Source organism: Nodosilinea sp. LEGE 06152 (assembly GCF_015207525.1).
In the GTDB taxonomy this organism is placed as follows: Bacteria; Cyanobacteriota; Cyanobacteriia; order Phormidesmidales; family Phormidesmidaceae; genus Nodosilinea.
This window is the reverse complement of sequence record NZ_JADEWR010000001.1, coordinates 508873-531122: the sequence shown is the minus strand read 5'-3', so window position 1 is coordinate 531122 and position 22250 is coordinate 508873. Positions and strand designations below refer to the sequence as shown.

Here is a 22250-nt window from a genome sequence, read left to right as displayed (position 1 = left end):
TACGGAGTCACAGGCTCCTGGCGATTTTTCGAGTTTTATCCTTAAAGGTGCGGCGACCCAAGCTACACGCGGTTTGCTTAACCTAGGGTGGGACGGTCTGCCACACTTTTTAAGATACAAGGGTGGGCAATGCCCACCTTTCCTCTGTGCTTAAGCCGTCTCCTCCACTCCCTCGGCCTGGAGTTCCTCCGGCTGGGGGTGAAAGTACTCATAGATCTGCTGAGCCAGCTGGGGGCCAATGCCCGGAACGGTCGCCAGCTGCGCTGTACTGGCCTCGCGGATGTAGTCAATGGAGCGGAAGGCCGCCAGCAACTCCTTCTGGCGGTGCTGACCCAGGCCAGGGATCTCAGAGAGGCGCGATCGCCGCATTCGGTCCGTCCGTTTCTTGCGGTGGAAGCTGATGGCAAAGCGGTGGGCCTCGTCGCGCAGGCGGCGCAGCAGCTGTACCCCAGGCTGGTCGGCCTCGGTAGTGAGGGGGCTCGACTCACCCGGCAGAAAGATCTCCTCGCGCTTTTTGGCCAGGCTGACCACGTTGATCTCCTGGAGCAGGTTGAGTTCTTTGAGCACCTCCACCACCGCCGAGAGCTGGCCTTTGCCGCCGTCGATCATCACCAGGTCGGGCCAGTCGGGGTTGCCCAGGCGTTGCTTAGTGGGGTCGGTGGCATAGCGGCGAAAGCGGCGGCGAATGACTTCCGCCATGCTGGCAAAGTCGTCGGAGTGGCCCGGCTTCACCTCAGGGTTTTTGATTTTGTAGTGGCGGTAGTGCTGCTTAGCGGGCATGCCATCGACAAACACGACCTGGGAGGCCACCGCGTCAGATCCCTGAATGTGGGAAATATCGTAGCCCTCAATGCGCTTGGGCAGGTCGGGCAGATCGAGGGCGATCGCCAGATCTTGCAGGGCTTGAATATTGCGATCGGCGGCGGCCTGGGTGCGGGCCAGCTCGTACTGGGCGTTGCGCTCGACCATCTCGATCAGGTCGGCCTTGGTCTGGCGCTGGGGCACCTCCACCGACACCTTGCGGCCCCGGCGCTGGCCCAAGTATTCGGTCAAAATTTCGCTCTCCGGCAGCTCATGCTGGGCCAAAATCACCGCCGGAATCTCGACCGCTTCTACCGTCTGGTAATGGTCTTCCAGCACCCGCTGCAAGATCTCGCCGGGGGTGCCCGACTCGGCATCGGCGGTGAAGCCGAGGCGACCGACCAGGCGACCGGCCCGTACCTGAAAGATCTGCACGCAGGCGTATTTGTCGTCGGTGGCCAGGGCGATCGCATCCCGCGACACGGTGTCGTCGGGCAGGGCCACCTTTTGGTCAGCACACAGTCGCTCCAGCCCGCGAATCTGGTCGCGCAGGCGGGCGGCCAGCTCAAACTTGAGGTCTTCGGCCGCTCGCTCCATCTGGGCGGTGAGAATATCCACCAGCTCCGTGGTGCGGCCCTGAAACACCATCACAACCCGCTGCAGGGTCTTGTGGTAGTCTTCGGGCGAAATCAGCTCTTGGCAAACGCCGGGGCAGCGGCCAATGTCGTAGTTGAGGCAGGGGCGATCGCGGTGTACCGGCTGGGGTCGCTGCCGCAGGGGAAATATTCGCTTCACCAGGTTTAGGGTGCTGCGCAGCAGGCCGACATCCACATAGGGGCCGTAGTAGCGATCCTTTAGGCTCTTGCGCCGCTTGCGGGTAATGAAAATACGCGGATAATCTTCTGACCAGGTGACGCAGAGGTAGGGGTACTTCTTGTCATCCTTCAGCAGCACGTTGAAGTGAGGCTGGTTCTGCTTGATCAGATTGGCCTCAAGAGCCAGGGCCTCGGCCTCGGTGTCGGTAACGATAAACTCAATATCGACAATCTGCATCACCATCACGGCAATGCGCGGCATGTGGCCGTGGTGGTCACGAAAGTACGACCTGACCCGCGTGCGCAAACACTTCGACTTACCGATGTAGAGAATCTGATCGCGACTGTCTTTCATAAAGTAGACCCCCGGCTCTTTGGGGATCTCTTTGAGCCGCGCCTCCAGGCGATCGGGGTCGTTAACTAGGGTGGTGGGCTGAACCGTAGTCACAGGCGGCGCATCTAAACCTTTGTACTAACCAGGATAACGGCAAATTCGCCCGGTCAGATTCCGCTAGCTAGACGGTTTTCCGCCACAGGAAGGAGTGATATGTTTGGATCGCGTTCAGGCTCCACCATTGGCCTCAGTATTTACACGCAGCTCTCTAGAATAGAGTGACACCAAGTTTTGTTGGTTATTTTTTCAAACCTGTAAAGTTTGGTTTTTCTAGCGGCAGATTCCGGAAAACTCCTCACCCTTGATGTAATTAATATTACATCCTGTTCCTGATCGTTACTGTCACGAGACCCAACCTGCATGGACCCTCAAGAGTTTGAAGCGCGCTACCGAGAGCAAATTAAAGATATTCTCAATCGGCTACAGTCGGCAATGGTGGTGTCGTCGCAGCTCGAGCACACCATTGCCGATATCGGCGAAGCTGTACAAATTTTAAGCCGAGACGTTGAGCAGTTTTTAGCGGAGCAGCGTCCTGGTTCAGGCGATGGCAGTTTGTCGTAGCCGCAGGGTGAGGGCTAAATCAAAGGTCCTGAGTGACCTAGTTTGCATATCCGATTTGGAGCGATGGCGGGGTTGAGCTACCCCGCCTCATCGTTCGACGACTGCAAAACCGCGTGAACAGCGTCGGTAAGCTGGTGCAGGTGCACGGGCTTGACCAGGTATTTTTGCGCCCCCATAGCCAGGGCGCGGTGCTGGTCTTCAGCAAAGGCATAGCCCGACACGACAATGACGGGCAGCTGCTGCCACATAACCGACGATCGCACCTGCTTGAGCAGAGCATAGCCGTCAATTTCGGGTAGCCCCAGGTCGAGCAGCAGCAGATCGGGCTGAAACTCTTTGAGCTGTTGCTCAAGGTCTAACCCGTGGGGCAAAGCCAGCACCGCAAACCCAGAGAAGGTGAGATAGTCGGCAAAAAACAATCGGTTGGCACTGTCATCTTCTACGACGACAATGCGACGCCGACCATCAGCGGTGCTGGATGGAGATGTCACCATTAACCCTTAGATCCTGATCTGAAGACTGGAGATATGAGAACGGATGGTCGGTCTCATACTCCAACGAGTTGCACCCTGGATACTAAATAATGGCGTGACTCAGCATTGACGAAGCTCAGGCAAGTTAACCCAATGCTTACATCAAAGGCACCCTGCTTGACTTGTCTTTTATCAGCACTTGTATAGAGTCTATTGATTTTTTGGGGGCTTGGGCCAGTGCTTCATCACCAGCTGGAGCTTTTGGCAGCGGCTAGAGCCTTTGCATCGCTAGATTTATTGTCTTACCAGAATCTGACCTGGTACTTGACCAATCTAACCGTGACAGGAGCCGGTGATCCAGGGTTTAAGGTGTAAGGTATGCGGTTCAAGGCAGGCCATGGACCTGAAACCGTATACCTTGAACCCTGCTGACCCATGGCCTTTGGCTCGGCAATCTACTAAAGAGAAATGGCTTTAGAGAAAACCAGCAATCCTTTCAATGGCTGACTCTAACACCTCAGGTGGGTGCACCAGGGCTATGCGCACATAGCCCTCGCCCGCTTTGCCAAACCCTACCCCAGGGGCCAGCGCCACGCCGGTTTGCTCAACCAGGCGCAGGCAAAACGCTTGGGAGTCGTGGGCAAAGCGATCGGGCAGTTTGGCCCAGATGTACATGGTGGCCTCGGGTACTGGCACCGCCCAACCCACGCGCTCCAGGGCCGCAACCGCCGCGTCGCGCCGCTGGCGAAAGGTGGCAATCATGTGGTGAACGGTGTCTTGGGGGCCGGTTAGGGCCGCGATCGCCCCCCGCTGAATGCCGGGATACTGGTTGAAATCAACGCTGGCCTTGACCTGGCGGAGGGCGGTGATCAGTTCTGCATTGCCGATCGCGTAACCCACTCGAAAGCCGCCCATGCTGTATGACTTCGACATGGTAAAAAACTCAATCGTGCAGGTCTTGTCGGGGTCGGCCTGCAGCGCCGAAACCGCTGGTTTGCCCGTAAACGTTAGATCAACATAGGGAAAGTCGTGGGCCAGCACCAGGTTGTGCCGCTGGCAAAAAGCCACCGCCTCGCGCCAGAAGTCTAGGCTCGCCGCAGCGGTTGTGGGGTTGTGGGGGTAGCTCAGCACCATCAGCCGCGACTGCTCCAGTACTGCCGTAGGAACGTCTTCAAACCGAGGCAAAAAGCCATTTTCGGCCAGCAGAGGCATGGGGTAGATTTGCCCGTTGGCCAGGTACACGCCCCCGGCGTGGGAGGGGTAGCCGGGGTCCATTAGCAGGGCAAAGTCGCCGGGGTTGAGAATGGCCAGGGGCAGGTGGGCAGTACCCTCCTGGGAGCCAATCAGCAGCAGCACCTCGGTTTCGGGGTTGACCGACACCCCAAACTTCTCGGTGTACCAGCGCGCTGCCGCCTGGCGAAAATCTTGGGTGCCCGAAAACAGGCAGTAGCCGTGGGTGCTGGGGTCGGGCAGGGCCGCCGCGATCGCCTCTAGCACGTGGGGTGGTGTAGGCAAATCTGACGACCCCAGCGACAGATCGACAATCACCTTGCCAGAGGCCCGAGCGGCCGCCTTGGCCCGATCCATATCGGCAAATACGTTGGCCTGTAGAGGCCTCATGCGTTGGGCGATTTGCATAGTGCTGGGGTGAGAGATCAGTCTGCCGCTGGCGAAATAGCGCTAATCACAACTCAACTAATCGGGGCACACTGATGGAAACAATCATTATAAAACCATTGTATGTTTCAACCTTGCCGTACCGGGCGCTCAACCGCCGTCGGAGTGTAACAGATTATCTCGCTTCAATCCGTCTGAGGTGGTTGCCTGCCTTCCGAGCGCACCCTTATGTCAAGGCTCTCTGTAGCCATTATCAATGCCCTTTAGGTGTGGGGTTTTCCCTGCTATGAACCGAGTTCAGCCCCAGTCTTTAGGAGATGCCTACCCAGCCCTATGTAATTTTCTGAAGCTCACGTCGCTCACCCTGGCGGCTCCTCAACTGGCGCTGACGGTACAGGTGGGCGACGACTGGCGGCACGGCGGCGTAATGAACTACGGCCACCTGCCGGTCGCCATCCTGCGCGAGGTGTTGTCGAGTCAGCCGGTGCCAGGGGCTGCGCTCGACTGCAAGCAGCTTTTGTTGAGCACCTACAGCCGCTCTGAGGGAGGCAGCAACGCCGTGCTGGTAGGGCACCTGCGCAGTACCAATACCCGCTATCAGCTCACAATCTATGTACCTGGGCTGACCGTAGCCAACCTGAGCGAGGTACAGGTGAAAACCCTCCAGTACCTCGCTCAGCAGCTGCTCTTGTGCCTGACGATGGCCCAGCCCATCGGCGCTAGCCCTCAGCCGATGCCCCATTCAGAGTCGCTGGCGATCGCCCCGCCTAGCCGCCTCGACTTGCTATCGCAAGTAGTAGCGCTGAGTCCTACAAGTCCTACCTCCGATCGCCTCCACCAGGGGCATCCTCGCCTGGTGGATCTGGTGGCTCAGCTCCAGGCCTGTCTGTCGTATCGGCAGCTGGGGCAGCTGTTGGCCACCTACTTACCCTACTTTTTTCCGCATCAGTCGGGTCGCCTAGTGCTGTTTTCAAGCCCTCCTGAAACCTTTACGGTGCTGACCGAGTGGGGTGAGGCGAAACCGCTGACGGTAGTTGAAGAGCAGTGCTGCTACTCTCAACTGCAGCAGTCGAGTCAGCAGCCTGGGATTAGCCAGGAATGTCACCAGTGCCAGGTGAGCCATTGCCCGACCCAGGTGACTAAGTGCATTGTGCTGGGCATGGTTAACGACACCACCTGCATTGTGCAGCTGGTGCAGCTCGATTCAGAACCGTTTACCACAGTCCAGACGGAGCTGCTTAAAAAGCTGTCGGAGCAAATTTTGTTTGTCATGCAGCGGCTGCTGCTGCTGGAAGATTTACAGGATCAGGCGGTAAAGGACCCGCTTACAGGGTTGCTCAATCGTCGCCACGCCGAGACGGTACTCAACAGCCTGTGCCACCCTGGCAATCGGCAGCAAAATATCAGCGTCATTTTGATCGACATTGACCACTTCAAAGCCGTTAACGACACCTACGGCCACCAGGCGGGCGATACTGTGCTCAAAAACATTGGCATGCTGCTGCGGGGCCACGTGCGCTCCCAAGATATTGTCTATCGCTACGGCGGCGAGGAGTTTTGTATGGTGCTGCTCGACACGACTCCAGAGGTAGCTCTGAAACGAGCCGAAAAAATTCGGCGGGCGGTGAAGTACGTCAGTAATTCGTTTAACGGCCAGGTGCTGCCGCCGCTCACGATCTCCCTGGGGGTCGCCAGCTTTCCGCAGCACGGCGAGACACCGCAAACTCTGGTCACCCTGGCCGACAAAGCGCTCTACTGGGCCAAAAAACACGGCCGCGATCGCGCCGTTAGCGTAGACCACATGCTCCTAGGTGCCGAATGCCCCAGGGTCTAACAATCCTCAACGGCTTAAGAGCCTCTAGCCACTTAGCCAATTCAGGGGTGAGAACGCTGCCTTCACCCCTGACCTGCTGCAAGGACTAGTCGAGCTGGTCGATCTGCGACCTGAGCTGCTCTAGTTCAGCATCGACCTCGCTCGACTCAGTAACGGGGATCGTTGTTTCACCGGGGGGCAGCTGCCCCTGGTCTACAGTGCCGCCAGCCAGCTGCGCCTTCATCGCCGCCAGCTCTAAATCGACGTCGCCCCCGGCTTCGAGGGAAGCAAACTGGCTCTCCAGATCGGCCCCAGCCAGTTCTGCCGCCGCCTGGGAGGTCGCTTCCATTTGCAGCACTTTTTCTTCCATGCGCTCGAAGGCGGCCATGGCGCTGCTGGTGTTCATGCGGCTGGTGGTGTTTTGCAGCTGCTCGTTGGCCTTGGCGGCGCTGGCCCGCGCTTTGAGCATGTCTTTCTTGGTCTTGGCCTCAGATAGCTTGCTCTCCAGGCCGATTAAATTGCGCTTTAGCTGCTCGACTGCCGTACTTTGGGAGTCGAGCTGGTTCTTGAGCGCCACGGCCGTTTCGGCCTGGGTTTTCTTGCGCAGCAGGGCTTGCTTAGCCAGATCATCGTCGCCCTTCTGGAGGGCGAGCTGGGCGCGCTGTTGCCAGGTGTTGGCTTCGCTTTGGGCCTTGTCGTACTGCTGCTGCACCCGCTTCTGGCTGGCGATCGCGCCCGCTACCGCCTGACGCATCTGAACCAGGTCTTCCTGCATGTCGATAATGGCCTGATCCAAGATTTTCTCTGGATTTTCAGCCGAACTCACCGCCGCATTTAGGTTAGAGCGAACCACTCGGCTAACGCGATCAAATAACCCCATGACGTGCTGCTTCCTTAGTTACGGTGTTGCGATGGTCTTTACCTAGTTTACAGAAAGTCAGGGGGGAGTGGGCTAACCCAAATTCTCCGCATCCCACTTCAACACCGACGCGTTCACCCCCTGCTCGCGCTTGAGTTTGGCGTCTTTTTCAAACCACTGGGTAATTTGTACCGCTGTTAACGCCTCGATCGGGGTGCCAGTGTCGGCGGCAATCACCCGCAGCAGCTTGCTGGTAGAAATGGTGAGTCGGGCCAAAAATTTTTCTGGGGACGACAGCAGGGCCTTATCGACCTCCGCCGATTCTTCGGGGGTGAGGAACTGGAGGGACTGGTCAAGCATGGTGGGCGAGGTATTCAGAGGGCAACTGTATGTATATTGTCAGACCTGGCTAGGGTTAGCAAAATCGTCTGCGGGAGTGAACCCAATGGCCCTCAAGGGTAAAAAAACGACGGCCAGAAAGTTCTGGGCCGCCGCCGTCACCTGGAGAGGGTCGTACTAGATCTACGCTTCGGGCAGCACTTTGGATGCTTTGGATTTAGGACTTCCCAACCAGGCCCCAAGCAGGTAGCCAGCGGTACACAGCAGCAGCCCATAGATATTCACGCCCAGATCGACGGCGTACTTGCCGCTGCCCAGGCTCACCCAGGCCGGGAAAATAGGAGCCCCAATAACGTTTTCGGCTACCCGCAGCACGCCGAGCAGGATGCCTGGCCAGAAGGCGAGGTGAAAGCTGAGCGCCCCGGCTCGGCGTAGAAAGGCCAGCAAAAAGATCGGGGCTAGCCCCATGACCATGGTGCCGCTGATGGTCGTCGCCAAAATAATGGCGGGACCAACCCGATCGCCCATGTAGATGCTCAGCAGGGGCACATTGCCGAGCAGCGCGATCGCGATAATCCACCAGCGGCCAATGCGGGCCTGACCTTCGGTGGGGGCACCCTTGCGGTGAAACCAGTCGCGCGCCCCCACCTTGGCGGTGCTCGAAAAGGTGGAGTCCAGCGTTGAGCCAGCGCTGGTCAGCATGATGGCGTTGAACACCAGCAGCATGGGCAGGCCAAACAGCGCCGGTACCACCAGGCTAGGCGACCCCTCGGCCCCAACAGCGCGGGCGTACAGGCCCACGCTGCTAAACAAGAAGATAAAGCCGCCGCTGACAATGCCCGCCCAGATAAAGCCCTTGAACATGGTGCGCGGCCCGGTGATAAAGGCGCGATCGGTCATCACCGGATCGTGGAAGGGATAGCTAAAAATTTGCACAAAGGCCAGGCCGCAGAACGTAAGGGCCGCACTGCGGGTATCGGCATCGGTTACCGGCAGTCCCTCGCGGGCCAAGCCGGGGCCAACGGTAGCCAAAATGACCACCAGCAGCACGGCGGCCAGCACCATCTGCGCGCCGTCGGTGAGCAGGCTGCTGCGCAGGCCGCCCAGCAGGGTGTAGTAAACGGTGAACAAAGTGACGACAGCCGCCGCTAGCCAGTACCCAGCGCTGCCCTCGGGGCCGAAGTAGAGCGAAAATACCTTGGTGTTAGACCACACTTCGTTGAGCAGGCGAATGGCGATCGCGAGCAAAAACAGCCGCGAACACACCCTGCCGTACTTGCTGACCAAAAATTCTGGTATAGAGCGGTAGCCGCCCCGCGTGCGGAGAAAGTAGAGGGCGATCGCGGCGGTGACAAAGCTCAGGTAGTAGATGGCATAGCCAGCGCCGCCCAGTACGCCAAAGGTCTGCCCCAAACTGGCGGCGTTGTCGATCGATTTGGCAAAAATCCAGGAAATAGCGGCGCTAGCTACCAGCAGCCACAGGCCCGGTGCCTGCCCAGTACTCGACTGGCCCTCAAAAAACTCCGGCGGACTGACGCGATCGGGAGTCGTCTGACGCACCAGGTAGAGCAAAAATCCGCAGTAACCGGCCAGCAAAACCCAGGTGAGGGTGTTTTCAACCATACGTAGCGCCCCTTATAAGAGTTGACCAAGATTGACAAGATTATGCCGTCAGGCTGCTCTAGATTACGAGCGCTCGTGGATGATTGGATGGGTAACGAGAACATCCCATCGTGACCGCCAGCTCCAGATTGGCAGCACATCTCTAATGGATTGGGTCTGGAGAAGGCACAAAGCCAGGCAACTGGAGCCAGCGAAATAGCCCCAGCCGCAAATTTGCTCAATCGGCAGCAATCAGCTTCGCCAGGCTCTACGGGCATCGCTCAACTAGAAACGGGTTGAGCGATACTCTACCAGAGCCGCTTCAGAAGCGATTGAATGTTTGCTGAGAATGAAATGGAGGGCCTAGGAGAGACAGGAGGTCGGCGCTCAGCCTCGCCCCTGCACTAGATAGCCGCAGCGGTGCTCGCCTTTGACTAGCCAGTGGGTGCGCTGCACGGCACAGTCGGTCAGCGCCACCTGAAACATCTCTAGCTCGTGGCCACACACGCTAGGAAACGACTCGGCAATGTGGGAGATGGCGCAGTTGTATTCAGTAATGATGTAGCAGGGGCCGCTCTGACAGAGCTCGCCGTCGGGTTCAACCTCGTGCCATTCGGCCACATACCCTTCGTCTACGCGCAGCTGCACCAGCCGCGCCACCCGCTCAGCAATGGTGCCGGTGCCCACGCGATCGCGGTACTCCAGCGCTTTACGCTGCCACTGCTGACGCAGCACAGTACCGACCCCATCCTGGCCCAGGGTGGCGGCCAGAGTATCGAGCAGCGAGATCGCAAATTCGTCGTACTTGGCCGGGAAGCGATCGCGCCCCTTAGCGCTGAGCTGGTACAGATGGTTGGGTCGCCCCATGCCCTCCTGCACAGCCCGATGCTCGATCAACCCTTCCGCCTCCAAATCTTTGAGGTGGCGGCGAATCGCCTGGGTACTCACCTCAACATGGTCAGCTATGGCGTGGGCCGTGGCTTCACCCTGCCTGAGCAGGTACATCAAAATGTCATCTTTTGTGGATGTAGAGGGTTGCTGCACAGAGGTCATGGCGTTGGCCCACCGAGACATTAGAGAACGTGGCGCAGGTTGCCCCGTAGACGATACCCATTTAGGTCAGGCGTTAGACCGGCCCATCGAAAGATAATCTACTTTGACAACCTTTATGTTGTTAAACTAGTCTAAGATCTAGTTAGACAACTTAAATGTTGCTTTAATTGTATAAAATTATTGGGCTGTGTACCGTACCAATCCCGTAATGACTGACACCAAAACCACCCAGGCCACCGACAAAAACCTAGAGCTGATGCGCAACTTTGCCCAGAGCTATGCCAAGCGCACCGGCACCTACTTCTGCTCCGACCCTGGCGTAACCGCCGTGGTGCTGGAAGGTTTGGCTAAGCACAAAGACGACTTTGGTTCGCCACTATGCCCCTGCCGTCACTACGAAGACAAAGAGGCCGAGGTCAAGACCATCTACTGGAACTGCCCCTGCGTACCCATGCAAGAGCGCAAAGAGTGCCACTGCATGCTCTTTCTCACCCCCGACAACCCCTTCGCGGGTGAGCAACAAGACATTTCCTTTGAGACCATTCGCACCGAGACCAGCAAATACTAGCCCGTTGAACGCTGGGCCTATTGAAAACTAACTAGGCCCGCCGAGTTCATTTCGCCACTATGCAGCCCGCTAAGAGAGTCGCATCATGAGTGCTTCTGTTCAGTCCCTTGTTAGCCAGCCCTATAAGTACGGCTTTACGACCAACATTGAGGCCGACGTCATTCCTCGCGGCCTCAGCGAAGATGTCGTGCGAATGATTTCGGCCAAGAAGAATGAGCCGGAGTTCATGCTGGAGTTTCGCCTGCGGGCCTACCGCAAGTGGCTCACCATGGCCGAGCCGGTCTGGCCCAACGTCAAGTATCCGCCCATCGACTATCAAAACATCGTCTACTACTCGGCCCCCAAGACCCAGCCCAAAAAGCTGGGCAGCCTAGACGAGGTCGACCCCACCCTGCTCGACACCTTCGAGAAGCTGGGCATTCCTCTCTCGGAGCAGAAGCGGCTGGCCAACGTCGCGGTAGATGCCATCTTTGACAGCGTTTCGGTAGCCACTACTTTTAAAGAAAAGCTAGCGGAGTCGGGGGTGATTTTTTGCTCGATCTCCGAGGCGCTACAGGAGCACCCCGACCTGGTAGAGAAGTATCTGGGTACGGTGATTCCGATCGGCGACAACTACTTTGCGGCGTTGAACTCGGCTGTGTTTAGTGACGGATCGTTTGTTTACATTCCCAAAGACACCCAGTGTCCGATGGATCTCTCGACCTACTTCCGCATTAACAATGGCGACTCGGGCCAGTTTGAGCGCACGCTAATTGTGGCTGAAGCAGGTAGCTCCGTCACTTATCTGGAGGGCTGCACCGCCCCCATGTACGACAGCAACCAGCTCCACGCGGCGATCGTTGAACTGGTCGCTATGGACGACGCCAGCATCAACTATTCCACCGTGCAAAACTGGTTTGCGGGCGACGAAAACGGCAAAGGCGGCATCTACAACTTCGTCACCAAGCGCGGCCTCTGCGCCGGGAAAAATTCTAAAATCTCCTGGACCCAGGTTGAAACGGGTTCGGCCATCACCTGGAAGTACCCCAGCTGTGTGCTGGTGGGCGACAACTCTGTGGGCGAGTTCTACTCGGTGGCGCTGACCAACAACTATCAGCAGGCCGACACCGGTACCAAAATGGTACACGTGGGCAAAAACACCCGCAGTACCATTATTTCTAAAGGTATTTCGGCGGCGAAATCGAAGAACAGCTACCGGGGCTTGGTGAAAATTGGGCCAAAGGCGGAAGGGGCGCGCAACTACTCCCAGTGCGACTCGATGCTGATTGGTGATACGTCTAGCGCCAACACGTTCCCCTATATTCAGGTGCAGAACAGCACCGCCCAGGTCGAGCACGAAGCCTCAACCTCCAAAATTGGGGAAGACCAGCTCTTCTACTTTGCCCAGCGGGGCATTTCGCCGGAGGACGCGGTGTCGATGATCATCAGCGGCTTCTGTCGCGATGTGTTCAACAAGCTACCCATGGAGTTTGCCGCCGAGGCCGACAAGCTGCTAGCCCTGAAGCTAGAGAACACCGTGGGGTAAACCTGTAGGGTGCATTCGCGAAGCAATGCACCGTCTTCGCCAAGATTACCGCGCGGTGCATTGCTGACGCGAATGCACCCTACGAATCCTCGGCCATAGATAAGAACCTTAATTTCAACGCGTAGGAGCATGGTGGGCGGTGCCCACACCACAGGAAAACCATGATTAACGAGAACAGCGACATTATTCTCTCGGTGCGCGACCTTCGCGCCAACGTAGACGGCACCGAAATTCTCAAGGGCCTCAACCTGGAGGTGAGGGCTGGCGAAATTCACGCCATCATGGGCCTCAATGGCTCGGGTAAGAGTACCTTCTCGAAGGTCTTGGCGGGCCATCCCGACTATGAAGTTACAGCCGGGGAGATTCACTTCAAAGGGCAAGACCTGTTAGAGCTAGACCCCCACGATCGCGCCACTGCCGGTATCTTTCTCGCCTTTCAGTACCCGCTGGAAATTCCTGGGGTAAGCAACCGCGACTTTTTACGGGTAGCGTTTAATGCCCACCGCAAGGCCCGTGGCGAAGACGAGATTGACGTGTTCGACTTCGACGACCTGATCGAAGAAAAGCTGAACGTGGTCAGAATGGACGCCTCGTTCCTCGATCGCAGTGTCAACGAGGGCTTTTCGGGCGGTGAGAAAAAGCGCAACGAAATTCTGCAAATGGCGCTGCTAGAGCCTGCCCTAGCCATCCTCGATGAGACCGACTCGGGCCTGGATATTGACGCCCTTAAAACCGTAGCCGGTGGGGTAAACCAGCTTTCTACCCCCGGCAACGCCGTGGTGCTGATCACTCACTACCAGCGGATGCTCGACTACATCGTGCCCGACTACGTGCACGTAATGGCCGATGGCCGCATTATTACGACCGGCGGCAAAGACCTGGCCAAAGAGCTAGAGTCGCGCGGCTACGAGTGGGTGCTGAAAGAATTTCGGACAGGGGTGACGGCGTAATGACGAGTTCTATGGCTGAAGTGCGCTCTAGGATGACGGTTGACCAGCGCGATGCCTACCTGAAAGGGCTGGTGCAGCGGGCAAAAGCCGCCGTGCCTCAGGAACTGGCTTTGGAGACGATGCGATCGCGGGCCGAAGCCCTGCTCAACGAGCACGCGTTTCCGTCTGCCCGTGACGAAGACTGGCGCTTTACCGACCTGGCAGACTTGCTTGCCATTGACTTTGTTGCTGCCGGAGAATCTTCAGTCAGCGAGGCCGATGTTGCTGATCTGCGCCTGTCAGAGACGGCTGGTGCTCAGGTTGTTGTGGTTAATGGACGGGTCAGTGCTGAGCGATCGCAGCTCCAGAACCTGCCGGACGGAGTGATCGTTGGCTCCCTTCGCAGCCACCCTGACCTTCAGGTAGTTGAACGCCTAGCCCAGGCCAGCGGCCACCACGAAGTCTTTACCGCCCTTAACACCGTAGGCTTTCAGGATGCGGTAGTAGTTTGGCTACCCCGCAACACCGTCGTTGAGACCCCCATTCAAATTATCTACGTGGCTCAACCCGAGGAACCGGCTCTCCTAGCCCAGCCCCGCTGCCTGGTGGTCGCTGAGTCGGGTAGCGCCCTCACCCTAATCGAAGACTTCAGTGGCCCGTCTGCCGCACCCCACTTCACTAACGTCGTTACCGAGCTGTGGCTCGACGCCAATGCCCAGCTTACCCACAGCCGCATTCAGCGAGAGGGCGCGGGTACCTTTCACATTGGCAAAACCGTCGTGACCCAGGCCCGCGACAGCCAGTACATCGGCACCGCCGTAGACTTTGGCTCTAGGCTGGCCCGCCACAACTGGGAGATCTACCAAACGGGTGAGCAAACGACTACCAAAATTTACGGGCTAGGGGCGATCGCCGCTAACCAGCACATCGACACCCACAGCCTGGTGGCCCTCAGCCACCCCCACGGCGTGGTCGAGCAGCAGCACAAAGTCATTGTCGATGACCACGCCCACAGCGTTTTCAATGGACGCATGGCAGTGGCCCAAAAAGCTCAGCTCACCAGCGCCAGCCAGCTCAACCGCAACCTGCTGCTCTCCGACAAAGCGCGAGTCGATACCAAGCCCCAGCTCGAAATTGTTGCCGACAACGTCAAGTGCGCCCACGGGGCTACCGTCAGTCAGCTTCAGGCCGACGAAATCTTCTACCTGCAAAGTCGCGGCATTAGCGCGCCCCAGGCCCAGCGGCTGCTGATCTATGCTTTTGCTATGGAAATGCTAGAGACCATTGCGGTGGAAACGCTGCGATCGCGCCTCGCCGAGACCATCTCCCAGTGGTCATAGCCCCCTCCTACCCATCCACCCGCCCCTTCGACTTCGCTCAGGGACCGTCCCGCCTACCCGCCCACCCATCCACCCTCTCACCCCCACTCCCCCATGACCGTCGCTCAGGAACTCACCCTCGCCGCTAAGGTTCGCGCCGACTTCCCGATCCTCCATCAGGAAGTGAACGGTCACCCGCTGGTGTACCTCGACAACGCGGCCACCTCCCAAAAGCCCAGGGCAGTGCTGGAGGCGCTGCAACACTACTACCAGCGCGACAACGCCAACGTACACCGGGGCGTGCACAACCTCAGCGCCCGCGCCACCGAATCCTATGAGGGGGCTAGGGATAAGGTGGCGGCCTTTGTGAAGGCCACCAGCCGCAACGAGATTATCTTCACCCGCAACGCCAGTGAGGCGATCAACCTGGTAGCCTACGCCTGGGGCATGACCACCCTGCAGCCCGGTGACGAAATTATCCTCTCGGTGATGGAGCACCACAGCAACCTGGTGCCTTGGCAGTTTGTGGCCCAGCGCACTGGGGCAGTGCTCAAGTTTGTGGGGCTAACCGCCGATCAATCCTTCGACCTTGACCAGTACCGCGACCTGGTGACCGACAAGACCCGCCTGGTGGCGGTCAACCACGTTTCCAATACCCTGGGCTGCATTAACCCAGTGGAAGAGATCATTGAAATGGCTCACCGCCACGGAGCCAAGGTGCTAATCGACGGCTGCCAGAGCGCGCCCCACATGGCGCTAGACTTACCTGCGATGGGCTGCGACTGGTTCGTGGCGTCGGGCCACAAGATGTGTGCGCCCACGGGCATTGGCTTTCTCTACGGCAAGTTAGAGCTGCTAGAAGCCATGCCTCCCTTCATGGGCGGCGGCGAAATGATCGCCGATGTGTTTTTAGATCACTCTACCTATGCGGGGCTGCCCCACAAGTTTGAGGCAGGAACTCCGGCCATTGCTGAGGCGATCGCCCTGGGGGCAGCGGTAGACTACCTGGGTGCGATCGGCTTGGAGAATATTGCCGCCTACGAGCACGAGCTAACGGCCTACCTCTACCAGCAAATGCAGACCGTTCCCGAAGTTACACTCTACGGCCCGCTCCCCCAAGCGGACGGCAGCGGACGGGCGGCGTTAGTCACTTTCACCGTCGAGGGCGTCCACGCACAGGATCTATCGACCCTGCTCGACCAGTCGGGGATTGCGATTCGCTCGGGGCACCACTGCACCCAGCCATTGCACCGCATTTTGGGCGTAGACTCTACGGCGCGGGCTAGCCTGTATTTCTACAACACCAAGGCCGAGATCGACAGCTTTATCGCCGCACTCAAAGACACCATCGAGTTCTTTAAAGGCGTGTTTGAAGACGACAATTAAAACGGTTTTGGTCGTTGATAGCTATAAAGCTACCCTACAGCGACTAACAAAGATAGGTAAATACAACCAGGCAAAGAAACCCAGTTTTTAAACTCAAGGTTTCTAGAAGACGGTAACAATTCTTACTTGCGCCGAGGGCCAGATTGGACTAGATTACTGAGCTAAGGTTGTGTGCGTGCAGTCTGAACGTCCCAAAAATTTGGCTAAACGCCACTGGAAGGTGCGCCAACACCAACCAGCGGCTAACCCCGTCGACAGAACCGAGCTGTCTCGGAGGCTAAGGTGATTGTACCTGGCCGCCCTGAACTGCACATGTCTGGGGCGGCCAAGTTTTTGGGTTTCTTCCCCGTCGTTTCATCGGAAAGGAACCCGATTATGTTGTGTTTTACCCGTCAAGATCTCCGAGTTCTTGAAGAACTCGGAGATCTGAATCCCCTACGCTTATCAAATCCCATCCCTCAGCCGGGGCGCGAGCGATTGCGCCATTTGGTGATTGGCTCGTCGGAGGGGGTGCGAGGGGCTATTAACCACCTGCATCTGCTTCAGTACGCCGAGCAGCGGGAGTGGAGCCGGTTGGTGACGATACCGCGATCGGGGATTTTGATTACCCCGGAGCAGGGCGAGGTGTTTAGTCTGCTGAGGCGCGACAGGCAGATATCGATGTAAAAGACGCCTGGTCAGGGGACGGGTGCTTTTGCTCCTTAGCAGAGATAGGTCGTCAACCTAAAGCACCCGTCCCCTTTTGAGGGAATGCCCAAAAATCTGGCCGTGCGATAATTTAAGGGTAGGCCAGCCCTAGTCGCGGCCCAATGAGGTTTAAGGAGATATGCCGTGGCCAGCCAAATAATTAACGAAAAGCTCCACGCCTATCGCGACGACCTCGATCGCCTGCTAGAGCGGGTGCAGGCCCTAGCCACCGCCATCAACAACCCCAACTTGCAGCGCACCACCCACAACCTGCGCCGCAACATCAACGAGCCGTTTTTGTTTGTGGTGGTGGGCGAGGTAAAGGCGGGCAAGAGCAGCTTTGTGAACGCTCTGCTCGACGCTGAAGTATGCGCCACCGACATTGAGCCCTGCACCGACTCAATTCAGCAAATTGTCTACGCCGAGCAAGAGTTTGTCGAGCAGGTGGAGCCGAGCCTGCGCAAAATTGGCCGACCGATCCCGATTCTGCAGGACATTTCGATTGTAGATACGCCGGGCACCAACACGGTGATTGCCGAGCACCAAATCATTACCGAGCGCTACATACCCAACAGCGACCTGACATTTTTTGTACTGTTTGCCAAAAACCCATACCAAAAGAGCGCCTGGGATTTTCTCGATTTTGTCAGCGCTGAATGGCGCAAGAAGGTGGTATTTATTTTGCAGCAGGCGGATCTGCTGCGCCCCGCCGATCTACAAACCAACGTGGAGCGGGTGAAGGAATACGCCTACCAAAAGCAGATCAAAGCCCCGATCATTTTTCCTACTTCGGCGGCGCTGGAGCAGGAGGGCGATACGGCGAACAGTGGCTTTGAGCCGGTGCGTCAGTACATTCAGGCGATGGTGTCGTCTGGGGAGAGCTACAAGATCAAGCTGCGATCGGTGAGTCAGACCACGCAGCAGATTATTGACCTGCTGAATGGCGATGTGGAGGGGCTAAACCGACAGCTGGCCAGCGATCGCGCCACCGCCGCCAGCATTCGCAGCAAAATTGACGCCGGGCGGGGGCGATCGCGCTACGAGGTCAACACCCTGGCCGATCGCCTGGCCGCCCGCTATGAGATCATCTCGGCTCGCATTAAGCGCGACTTTCGCGAAAGCCTGACGGTACCCATGGTGGTGCGGCGATCGTTCGTCGGCATGTTTAATCAAGATGCCTCTATGCGAGCCTGGGTTGACGACTTTCAGGAGCGCTGCGCCCGCGACCTGCGCGAATCGCTCGAAGAGGTTTCGCGAGAGGGGGCACAGCACTTTGTCGACGGCATTCGCCAACTCTTTGACGGGCTCAACCAGGATTTGGAGAGTGTCAAAACCCACCGGGTAGAGAGCAGCCACATTTCGCTCAAGGTGCTGGAGCGCCGCCAGGAGGTAATTGACAGCGTGCAAGCCAAGGTTAACAACCTGATGGCCGACCAGGGCTTTGGCGATGTGCTGGTCACCCAGGCGGGTGATATGGCCAACGAAATTGTCGGCGGGGCTGTGATGGCGGTGGCGGGTACCATTCTGCACATCATTGAGTTTGCGGTGGCCGAGGCAATTTTGAGCGCGATCGGCATTGCCTTTGCCGGTGTGGGGGTGGTGGTGCTGGCGATCGGCATTTTGTGGCAGCGCAACCGCATCATCGCCAAGTTTGAGCAGGCGCTCGACAGCGAGAAGGGCCGTTTTCAGGAGGAAGTAGCCGGTCGCCTCAACGAAAAACTTGGGATTATCTACGAGGAAGTCGAGCGCATTTTTACCCAGTTCTACGATTACGTGGAGCGCGAAGAGGCGGCGGTGCAGCCGGTGATTGACCAATACACCGCAATCAAGCAAGAGGCAGAGGGGCTGTTCAGCTCGAACGTGCTGGGCGGGGCAGCGGAGGAACGGTAAATTTAGAGGAGCAGTATTTATGGCTAGGGCTGTTCTGCCAACCGTTCTATCAGCCAGGACTTAGTCAGCCTTGGAGAGTGGAGGCAGCGGTGCTCCATTAGGTCAAAAAAACGGTTCCTCCCCCAGGGCGGCTTACCTTGCAAATCCTTAGCTTACAAGTCCTTAGCTATGCTGAAGCAGACAGCTTTCTGTAGCGGCACATCTTACCCAAGATAAAACCATGCAACTCTCTATTCCTGAATCTATTATTCAGTCGATACGGCTTCCTGAAAGCCGTATCGAAGCAGAGCTACTTAAAGAATTGGCCCTTGCCCTCTATGCTCAAGACCTTTTGTCCTTCGGTAAAGCCCGCGAGCTAGCCAACCTAGATCATTGGCAATTTAGCCAGCTTTTAGGGGAGCGTAGCCTTTCCCGACACTATTCTGAAGCCGAACTTTCAGAAGATATGGAATATGCTCGTCGTCAGTAACACATCACCGTTGCTCAATCTGGCGATCATTGACCATCTATTTCTGCTGCCCCAGCAGTTCGGGCAAGTTCTGATTCCTCAAGCCGTCCTTACAGAATTAAAAATAGACAAAGCGTTGCCGGGTTCTAGTCGCCTGCGGAAAGCCATAGATGAAGGTTGGCTCGTACCTCAAACCGTTAGCAATATATCCCTCGTCGCCCTACTGCGGAGGCAGCTTCACCAGGGGGAGTCTGAAGCCATTGCCCTAGCTGTAGAAATTTCTGCCGAAAGCATTCTGCTTGACGAAAAAGAAGCTCGACAATCTGCTAGAGCCCTCGGTTTGTACCCAGTAGGCATTTTGGGCGTTTTGCTGAAAGGCTTGCATGGTGGTACTGTCGCTTCTATGAAAGTTGCTATGGATCGGTTGCAGCGAGAAGCCGGTTTCTGGATCGCGCCTGCGCTGCTGAATCAGCTTCTGCAAGAAAGTGGTGAACTAGATTAATAATGATTTGCGTTGTAGGTGTCACTAAGTGATATGAGTGCTGAACCGTCTAACTCAATTGACCTAAGCGATTATGTTGATGCGATCGCCCCGATTCTAGATCTCACAATTCCCGATGAAATTAAGCCGGGGGTGGTGGCCAATATGAAGCACATTTGGGATGTCGCCCAGCCCGTGCTTACCTTTCCGCTGCCTGATACGGTGGAAAGTGCCGCTACCTTTGAGCCATGACCCAACCGCCCGATGCCCTGACCCTATCCGCTGCCGTTAGAGCCGGGAGCCTTTCTGCCTCCACGGTTCTAGACGCAACTCTAGCGGATATCGCCAATCGCAACCGATCGCTGAATTGTTTTACGGCGGTGACGACAGAACGGGCGCGATCGCAGGCCCAGGCCATTGACGATGCGATAGCCGCAGGTCAAGGCTCCGGCCCCCTCGCTGGAGTTCCCTTCGCGGTCAAAAACCTGTTCGATATCGAGGGCCTCACCACCCTGGCAGGAGCCAAGCTTAACCAGAGCAATCCCCCAGCGGCTAGAGATGCCACGGCGATCGCTCGCCTACAGCAGGCCGGGGCGGTGCTGGTGGGAGCGCTGRMKWTGRRYGAGNASGCCKRCGNGCTNKYGTCRCSANKCMACNCMCANCKTTGSCRCTMYCSCGNWRCYYSSMCWWSYYCWSSCGNATSGCGNRGCKKSTCMTCGRGCNSGSTCRKCKGMKGCKGYGGCGRMGGGKCKGRYGMCWYKYKCTSYGGSTKCYGANASCWWYKGCTNGMTKCKCSTGNCYGCTSCNKCWRYSKSKGSTGYMTNGGKCTSARGYYSANCKRYGKWCSGYYGWCGNNCGGGCGGNNGSGSMKKYWKSWYYTYCAKCMSCKTNGAYCNMCGYGGSGSCNNKGGCGCNAKCSSKCSCCGRCCYMGSCWYCGTCTWCNWCRSYMTGCWGSKGCSRKRCCSRRYSGWMSYSGTSKGWRMYCWRYGGCNNSSMCWGKSMCMGCTNSCSSTGCYSKSWSKYAGNGSWRTTGMAGGACTGCGGATTGCTCAACTGGGCGGCCATTTTGAGCGTGGCATGGAGCCTCTGGTGCGGGATGTTCTAAGTGATGTACTCCAAGCGTTAGACGTTTCTAAGGTGGTGGAATTTCCTGAGACCCATCGGGCCAGAGCAGCGGCCTACATTATCACCGCCTGTGAAGGCAGCCAGCTCCATCTGGATCGCCTGCGGCAGAGCCCGATGGAGTTTGACCCGGCCACCCGCGATCGCTTTCTGGCCGGAGCGATGATTCCCGCCGCCTGGTTTGTGCAGGCCCAAAGGCTGCGGCGGTGGTACCGCGATCGCGTCCGCGACGTCTTCCAGCACTACAACGTATTGATCGCCCCCACGACCCCTTGCGTCGCCCCGCCCCTCGATCAAACAACACTGGATATTGATGGCGTCACCTATCCCCTACGGCCCCACCTGGGCTTCTACACCCAGCCTCTTTCGTTTATTGGGTTGCCGGTTCTCTCGGCACCCATCCACCGTCCTGGCCAGCTCCCCGTAGGCATCCAGCTGATTGCCGCACCGTATCAAGAGGCGCAGTTGTTTCGGGTCGCCGCGTGGTTGGCGGAGAAGGGAGCCGGTGGGTAGGGGAGTAGGCGGGTGACGGTCCCTGAGCGAAGTCGTTCGCGCTAGCGTCTCTCGTAGAGCAGGTGGAGACCCACTCATCCACTTATCTACTCCTCACTCTCCAGCATCGCCTTGGCCTCCTTTAGCCGCTCCAGGTGGTTTCGCTCCAGTTCTGGATAGGCGAGGTTGAGGGATTTCAACTTTTGCTCGATAAAGTTGGCCACGGCCAGGCGGGTAAACCACTTGTTGTCAGCAGGAATGATGTGCCAGGGAGCCCAGTCGGTACTGGTGTGGCTAAACATATCCTCGTAGGCGGCCATGTAGTCGTCCCAACGGCCCCGTTCTCTGACATCAGCGAGGGAAAACTTCCAGTTTTTTTCAGGGCGATCGATGCGGTTGAGAAAGCGGTTTTTTTGTTCTTCCTTCGACACGTTGAGAAAGAACTTCATCACCACAATGCCGTTGTTGACCAGATATTTTTCAAAGTTGTTGATCTCTTCAAATCGCTGCTGCCAAATGCGATCGCTCCTGACACTTTTGGGAATCTGCTGCTGAGCCAGCAGTTCGGGCCGCACCCGCACCACCAGTACTTCCTCGTAGTACGAGCGATTAAAAATGCCAATGTTGCCGCGCTCGGGCAGGGCTTTGAACGATCGCCACAGGTAGTCGTGGTCAAGCTCCTCTAGCGAGGGCTGCTTAAAGCTATACACCTGACAACCCTGGGGGTTAATGCCCGACATGACGTGCTTAATCGTGCTATCCTTGCCCGCCGCATCCATGGCCTGAAACAGGATCAGCATGGCATAGGTGTTTTGGGCGTAAAGCATATCCTGGTAGCGGGCCAGTTCTTCGACCCCCTGCTGCAGCAGTTCTTTAGCCTGCTTTTTCTTAAAACTGCCGGTAAAGTTAGGATCAAAGTCTTTGAGCGTCACCCTAGTACCAGGCTTGACCACCATTCGCTCTGGGGTAAGGATATCGAGACGTGAGGCAGAATCCATGGGTGATAAAGGGTAGAGGGCAACAGTCCCAATGCTGAGGGGTCTCAAGCATAGCTAACCCTGGCCTGACCCAGGCT

At 57.6% G+C, this 22250-nt stretch carries 20 protein-coding genes and 2 pseudogenes; 14 read left to right on the top strand and 8 right to left on the bottom strand.

Features of this window, described 5'->3' with window-relative positions; genetic code table 11:
• Positions 1–150: 150 nt before the first annotated feature.
• On the bottom strand, positions 151–2064 hold the full coding sequence (gene uvrC / locus IQ265_RS02505) for an excinuclease ABC subunit UvrC (RefSeq protein ID WP_194050605.1): 1914 nt from the start codon (positions 2062–2064) through the stop codon (positions 151–153).
• Between the two features lie 306 nt (positions 2065–2370).
• Here uvrC and IQ265_RS02500 point away from each other — a divergent pair, with 306 nt between their 5' ends.
• Complete coding sequence (locus tag IQ265_RS02500) at positions 2371–2571, top strand: hypothetical protein (RefSeq protein WP_194050604.1); 201 nt, start codon at positions 2371–2373, stop codon at positions 2569–2571.
• Between the two features lie 77 nt (positions 2572–2648).
• Here the strand turns inward: IQ265_RS02500 and IQ265_RS02495 are convergent, their stop codons facing one another.
• Both IQ265_RS02495 and IQ265_RS02490 read right to left on the bottom strand, forming a co-directional pair.
• Positions 2649–3065: a response regulator gene (locus IQ265_RS02495; protein ID WP_194050603.1), complete on the bottom strand. Its 417-nt coding sequence runs from the start codon at positions 3063–3065 to the stop codon at positions 2649–2651.
• A 453-nt stretch (positions 3066–3518) separates the two neighbouring features.
• On the bottom strand, positions 3519–4682 hold the full coding sequence (locus IQ265_RS02490) for an LL-diaminopimelate aminotransferase (RefSeq protein ID WP_194050602.1): 1164 nt from the start codon (positions 4680–4682) through the stop codon (positions 3519–3521).
• A gap of 265 nt (positions 4683–4947) precedes the next feature.
• Between IQ265_RS02490 and IQ265_RS02485 the strand changes: the two genes are divergently transcribed.
• The gene (locus IQ265_RS02485) at positions 4948–6495 is read left to right on the top strand and encodes a GGDEF domain-containing protein (RefSeq protein ID WP_194050601.1); all 1548 of its coding nucleotides are present in this window, start codon (positions 4948–4950) and stop codon (positions 6493–6495) included.
• Between the two features lie 85 nt (positions 6496–6580).
• On the opposite strand, the gene IQ265_RS02480 is transcribed toward IQ265_RS02485, so the two are convergent.
• The 4 genes from IQ265_RS02480 to sufR all read right to left on the bottom strand — a co-directional run bounded on the left by IQ265_RS02480 (position 6581) and on the right by sufR (position 10327).
• Positions 6581–7354 (bottom strand): PspA/IM30 family protein, encoded by a 774-nt coding sequence (locus IQ265_RS02480; protein WP_194050600.1) that lies wholly within the window; start codon positions 7352–7354, stop codon positions 6581–6583.
• Between the two features lie 72 nt (positions 7355–7426).
• The gene (locus IQ265_RS02475; RefSeq protein ID WP_194050599.1) at positions 7427–7693 is read right to left on the bottom strand and encodes a hypothetical protein; all 267 of its coding nucleotides are present in this window, start codon (positions 7691–7693) and stop codon (positions 7427–7429) included.
• 162 nt (positions 7694–7855) lie between these two features.
• On the bottom strand, positions 7856–9295 hold the full coding sequence (locus IQ265_RS02470) for a Na+/proline symporter (RefSeq protein WP_194050598.1): 1440 nt from the start codon (positions 9293–9295) through the stop codon (positions 7856–7858).
• 366 nt (positions 9296–9661) lie between these two features.
• Positions 9662–10327 carry an iron-sulfur cluster biosynthesis transcriptional regulator SufR gene (sufR, locus tag IQ265_RS02465; protein ID WP_194050644.1) on the bottom strand — a complete coding sequence of 222 codons (666 nt, stop codon included), beginning with the start codon at positions 10325–10327 and terminating at the stop codon, positions 9662–9664.
• 208 nt (positions 10328–10535) lie between these two features.
• On the opposite strand from sufR, the gene IQ265_RS02460 reads away from it, so the two are divergent.
• From IQ265_RS02460 to IQ265_RS02405, 12 genes and pseudogenes are all read left to right on the top strand, one after another.
• Positions 10536–10895 (top strand): ferredoxin-thioredoxin reductase catalytic domain-containing protein, encoded by a 360-nt coding sequence (locus IQ265_RS02460; RefSeq protein WP_194050597.1) that lies wholly within the window; start codon positions 10536–10538, stop codon positions 10893–10895.
• Positions 10896–10980: 85 nt separating this feature from the next.
• The gene (gene sufB / locus IQ265_RS02455) at positions 10981–12420 is read left to right on the top strand and encodes a Fe-S cluster assembly protein SufB (protein WP_194050596.1); all 1440 of its coding nucleotides are present in this window, start codon (positions 10981–10983) and stop codon (positions 12418–12420) included.
• Positions 12421–12581: 161 nt separating this feature from the next.
• Complete coding sequence (gene sufC, locus IQ265_RS02450; protein WP_194050595.1) at positions 12582–13370, top strand: Fe-S cluster assembly ATPase SufC; 789 nt, start codon at positions 12582–12584, stop codon at positions 13368–13370.
• Positions 13370–14689, top strand: a complete 1320-nt coding sequence (gene sufD, locus IQ265_RS02445) for a Fe-S cluster assembly protein SufD (protein ID WP_194050594.1) — start codon at positions 13370–13372, stop codon at positions 14687–14689. The genes sufC and sufD overlap by 1 nt, the downstream gene beginning before the upstream one ends.
• A 93-nt stretch (positions 14690–14782) precedes the next feature.
• The gene (locus tag IQ265_RS02440; protein ID WP_194050593.1) at positions 14783–16054 is read left to right on the top strand and encodes a SufS family cysteine desulfurase; all 1272 of its coding nucleotides are present in this window, start codon (positions 14783–14785) and stop codon (positions 16052–16054) included.
• A gap of 375 nt (positions 16055–16429) precedes the next feature.
• On the top strand, positions 16430–16720 hold the full coding sequence (locus IQ265_RS02435) for a hypothetical protein (RefSeq protein WP_194050592.1): 291 nt from the start codon (positions 16430–16432) through the stop codon (positions 16718–16720).
• Positions 16721–16885: 165 nt separating this feature from the next.
• Positions 16886–18631, top strand: coding sequence for a dynamin family protein (locus IQ265_RS02430; protein ID WP_194050591.1), 1746 nt, complete (start codon positions 16886–16888; stop codon positions 18629–18631).
• Between the two features lie 220 nt (positions 18632–18851).
• On the top strand, positions 18852–19100 hold the full coding sequence (locus IQ265_RS02425) for a UPF0175 family protein (protein ID WP_194050590.1): 249 nt from the start codon (positions 18852–18854) through the stop codon (positions 19098–19100).
• The gene (locus tag IQ265_RS02420) at positions 19084–19581 is read left to right on the top strand and encodes a DUF3368 domain-containing protein (protein ID WP_194050589.1); all 498 of its coding nucleotides are present in this window, start codon (positions 19084–19086) and stop codon (positions 19579–19581) included. The genes IQ265_RS02425 and IQ265_RS02420 overlap by 17 nt, the downstream gene beginning before the upstream one ends.
• A gap of 33 nt (positions 19582–19614) precedes the next feature.
• The gene (locus tag IQ265_RS02415) at positions 19615–19812 is read left to right on the top strand and encodes a DUF4089 domain-containing protein (RefSeq protein ID WP_194050588.1); all 198 of its coding nucleotides are present in this window, start codon (positions 19615–19617) and stop codon (positions 19810–19812) included.
• Positions 19809–20174 (top strand): annotated as a pseudogene (locus IQ265_RS29790) (amidase family protein); the annotation flags it as partial. The gene IQ265_RS02415 and the pseudogene IQ265_RS29790, both read left to right, overlap by 4 nt.
• Positions 20175–20596: 422 nt before the next feature.
• Positions 20597–21196 (top strand): annotated as a pseudogene (locus IQ265_RS02405) (amidase family protein); the annotation flags it as partial.
• 86 nt (positions 21197–21282) lie between these two features.
• On the opposite strand, the gene IQ265_RS02400 reads toward IQ265_RS02405, so the two are convergent.
• Positions 21283–22173, bottom strand: a complete 891-nt coding sequence (locus IQ265_RS02400) for a polyphosphate kinase 2 family protein (protein ID WP_194050587.1) — start codon at positions 22171–22173, stop codon at positions 21283–21285.
• Positions 22174–22250 lie beyond the last annotated feature (77 nt).